Annotated in this window: 4 protein-coding genes; 2 read left to right on the top strand and 2 right to left on the bottom strand. The window is 75.1% G+C overall.

All coding sequences use genetic code 11. The annotated features are described in order from the left end of the window. Window positions 1-257: 257 nt before the first annotated feature. Both QL987_RS16740 and QL987_RS16735 read right to left on the bottom strand, forming a co-directional pair. Entirely contained in the window at window positions 258-689 is a 432-nt protein-coding gene (locus QL987_RS16740) for a hypothetical protein (RefSeq protein WP_290158784.1), read from the bottom strand. A 159-nt stretch (window positions 690-848) separates the two neighbouring features. Next, window positions 849-1,199, bottom strand: coding sequence for a hypothetical protein (locus QL987_RS16735; protein WP_221852444.1), 351 nt, complete (start codon window positions 1,197-1,199; stop codon window positions 849-851). A gap of 228 nt (window positions 1,200-1,427) precedes the next feature. Between QL987_RS16735 and QL987_RS16730 the strand changes: the two genes are divergently transcribed. Both QL987_RS16730 and QL987_RS16725 read left to right on the top strand, forming a co-directional pair. Continuing rightward, the gene (locus QL987_RS16730) at window positions 1,428-2,819 is read left to right on the top strand and encodes a histidine kinase (RefSeq protein ID WP_290158782.1); all 1,392 of its coding nucleotides are present in this window, start codon (window positions 1,428-1,430) and stop codon (window positions 2,817-2,819) included. Next, window positions 2,816-3,523 (top strand): response regulator transcription factor, encoded by a 708-nt coding sequence (locus QL987_RS16725; protein ID WP_290158781.1) that lies wholly within the window; start codon window positions 2,816-2,818, stop codon window positions 3,521-3,523. Before QL987_RS16730 ends, QL987_RS16725 begins: the two co-directional genes overlap by 4 nt. Window positions 3,524-3,831 lie beyond the last annotated feature (308 nt).

The following is a 3,831-nucleotide window of genomic DNA, read 5'->3' as shown; positions in this document are numbered from 1 at the left end:
CTCCGGACCGGGGCGGGCAAGGGCGGGATGGTGTCGTGGCGGCGGAAGCTCTTCGTCGCGATGGCGCACAACGCCGCCGACCCGGCTGCACGGTTCGGGCTGCCGCTCCGCCGCACGGTGACGATGGGCAGCGACGTCGAGGTCTGACGGGCGCGGCTGCGCGCCGGCGGCGGCGCGCGCCGAGGTTCGCGCTGAGCGACACCGTTCGCGCGCCGACGGCCGCGGGTCGTCGCTGAGCGCGAGTCTCGCGGCGGCGCTCAGGCCGGGAGGCGCTCGGCGGCACCCGGCACGACCAGCTGCCACGGGCCTCCACCCCGGACCCGCGTCAGGTACAGGCGGTAGCTGCCCGGCTCGGCCAGCGGGTCGCCGTCGACGTACTCGACGGGCTCGCCGCTCGACGTGCACTGGTCGGAGGTCGCGATCACGTCGATCCGGTCGCCGAGCGTCCGGCCCTTGCGCACGTCGGTGATCGCCGCCTCGTGGACGCGGTAGCGGCCGGCCACCTCGACCGTTCGGTCCGTCGACCGGACATCGGCGTCGACGACGAGGGACGCCTCGTGCGCCTGCTCCGCCGCGGTGAGTGAGACGTAGTCGACACACTGGCCGCTCCTGATCCCAGCGCACCCGGCGAGGCCACCCCCGAGCATGCACACGATCCCGATCGTCAGCGTTCGCTTCCCCCACCCCATGCCGCCAGTGTGCTGCACGCGTCCGGCGCCGTCCAGGTCCGCCGAGCCTCGGCGGGGCCGGGCCTGGCCGGGCCGGCGTTCGCGCTGGGCGACATGGCTCGCCTGCGGTCGGCCGCGCGGTGTCGCTCAGCGCGAACCTCGTGCCTCGCGCCGCAGCACCTACCGGCGGAGACGCGCCAGCTCGCCCCGGTAGCCGCTCAGCTGCCGGACGAGCCCCTCGCTGGCCCGCGAGCCGCTGAGGTCCCCGAGCAACCGGTCGACCCGCCGGAGCACCGCCTGCTGGTCCGACCGCGAGAGCCCCCGGAAGCGGTCGACGTCCGGCAGCTGTCCCGGCCAGCCGTCGTCGTCCGACGTGGCGACCGTGGTCTGCACGACGGTCGACGTGGTAGCGGGGCGTCCGACGTCCGACGAGGCGTCCGGGCCCCCGATGGTCGCCGCCGCGGCGCCCGTCCCCGCGATGGCCAGGATGAGCGCCAGGGTGGCCAGGCTGACAGCGGTCTTCTTCTGCATCACGTGCTCCGTTCGACGGCCGCGGGCTGCGGCGCTGCCGCGGGCTGCGGCGCTGCCGCGGACCGCGGCAGACCGCTCACTGCGGCAGGACCAGCCTCTGACGAGGCGGGCGTCAGGCGCATCGGCGGAAGGTGGTGGGCCTCCCGTCCGTTCGACTGATCGTCCGGACGCGCGCGCTCCGTCGTTCGGGGGAGGCGCGGAGTCGCCTCGGGCGGCTAGCCTCACGCCATGCGTCCAGTCTCGATCCCGCCGTGGGTGCGCGCTGCCGTGGCCGGGGTCGTGTTCCTCGCCCTCGCGCTCCTGACGATGGAGGGGCTGCACCGCGCCGGTTGGTACCCGACGAGGCTCGACGACTACCGGGTCACCGCGGCCCTGGTCGCGCTCTGCATCGGCGTCGGGCAGCGGCTGCCGTACCCGCTGCTCGTGGTGGTCGCGATCGTCGTCGGCTGGCCGCTGTGGACGTTCGACGTGCTGACCGTGCGCCTCATCCCGCTCGTGATCGCCGTCTACCTGGCGTGTGCGGCCGGACGACGGGTGCTCGCCGTGCTGGCGGTCGTCGCCCTGCCGACCCTGTCCGCGCTGTTCCTGCCCCTCGCGTTCGCGCCAGTGGAGTCCTGGGTGCTCGCCGTCTACCGGTGGCCGCTCGCACTGCTGCTCGGCAAGTCGCTCCTGGCCATCGCCGACTGGTCGACGATCGTCCTGATGGGGATCCTGCTCGTGGCGTCCGCCGTCCTCGGCCGTGCCACTGCCCGTCGCCGTCGGTCCGAGCTGGTGCTGCAGCGGCGCAACGAGGAACTCGTCCGCCTGCGCGAGTCCGACCAGGCCCGCATCGCGTCCGAGGAACGCACCGCCGTCGCCCGCGAGGTCCACGACGTCGTCGCCCACCACATGGCCGCCATCGTCGTCCGCTCCCAGGCGCTGGTCCGGGTCGGGGTCGCGGACCAGGCCGAGTTCGCCGAGTACGCCTCCTGGGTCGCGGGCACCGGGCAGCAGGCGCTGTCCGAGATGCGGAAGGTCGTCCGGGTTCTCCGTGCGGGCGGGGACGGCGGCACGACCGACGCCCCGGTGTCGCTCCGGGGTGCGCTCGAGGCCGCCGTCGACCGCGTCCGCGCCACCGGAGTCCGGGTCGACACCGACCTGCGCGTGCCCGGGAGCCTGGGCGTGATGCAGGACTTCGCCGTCCTCCGCGTCTGCCAGGAGGCCCTGACCAACACCCTCGTGCACTCCGACGGCTCCTCGGTGCGGATCAGCCTGGCCGCGTCCGAGGACCGCATCCGCCTCGAGGTCCTCGACGACGGCGGCTCCGGCGGCAGGCCCCGGGTGCCGGAACTCGCCGTCGGTGGCGCCGGGATCCGCGGGATGCGGGAGCGCGCCGCGTCCATCGGCGGGGTCCTGGACGCCGGGCCGGCCGCGGGTGGCGGGTGGCGCGTCACGCTCGAGGCACCCCGGGAGGCGCGTGTCCCGACGGCAGGCAGCGTCCGGCCCGGTGCGGGGCCGGGTGGTGCGGGTGGGTCGGCTGACGTGGCTGGGCCGGCTGCCGCCGGTCCTGTCGCTTCGGCTGGGTCGGCTTCGGCTTCGGCTCCGGCCGGCGCTGCAGGTCCCCGGGTGGTCGCGTCGTGATCCGCGTGGTGATCGTCGACGACCAGGCCGTGGTGCGCACCGGCCTCGGCATGATGGTCGACGCCGAACCCGACCTGACCGTCGTCGGGCAGGCGCCGAACGGAGCCGAGGCGATCGCCGTCTGCGCCGACCTCCGCCCTGACGTGGTGCTCATGGACGTCCGGATGCCCGTGCTCGACGGCATCTCGGCCACCCGCTCGATCGTGTCCGACGGCACTGCGGGCGCAGTCGTCATCCTCACCACGTTCGACGACGAGGAGTACCTGCTCGACGCCGTCCAGGCCGGCGCACTCGGGTTCCTGCTCAAGGACGCGGGCCCGGACCTCATCGCCGCCGGGGTCCGTGCGGCACACACCGGCGACACCCTCATCGCACCGTCGATGACCCGGGCGCTGCTCGAGAACCGGCTGCTCGGTGCCCGGTCCGGTGGCGCGGCCGGTGGCGCTTCGGGATCGTCCGTGCCCGCTCCGCCCGCTGAGCACGCCCCCGCGCTGGCGTCGCTGAGCGCCCGCGAGCGGGAGGTCCTCACCGCCCTGGTCCGCGGCGCCAGCAATGCGCAGATCGCGAAGGACCTCTGGATCAGCGAGGCCACCGTGAAGACCCACATCAGCAGCGTGCTCGGCAAGGTCGGTGCCGCGAGCCGCGTGCAGGCCGTCGTCTTCGCCTACGAGAGCGGCTTCGTCCGGCCCGACTGGTCCGCGTAGGCGGGCCGCCCGGCGAGGTTCGCGGTGGGCGACAGCGCTCGCGCCGCTGGGCGCGTGCGGTGTCGCTGGGGCCGAGCCTCGGCTGGGCGGACAGTTCGCGCCTGCCGGACGGCGCAGGGTGTCCGCGTGGGCGAGTTTCGGGCTGGAGGCGCGTGGCGGGGCTGAGACGGGCCTCCCGGCCGGCGGGGTTCGCGGTGGGCGACACGGCTCGCGCTGCTCGCCGCGTGCGGTGTCGCTGGGGCCGAGCCTCGGCCTAGCGGACAGTTCGCGCCTGCCGGGGGCCGCAGGGTGTCCGCGTGGCCGAGTCT

It is taken from the genome of Curtobacterium sp. APC 4022 (assembly GCF_030407555.1).
GTDB lineage: Bacteria > Actinomycetota > Actinomycetes > Actinomycetales > Microbacteriaceae > Curtobacterium.
Note: the sequence above shows the minus strand (reverse complement) of the source record. Positions and strands in the feature narration are given on the sequence as shown.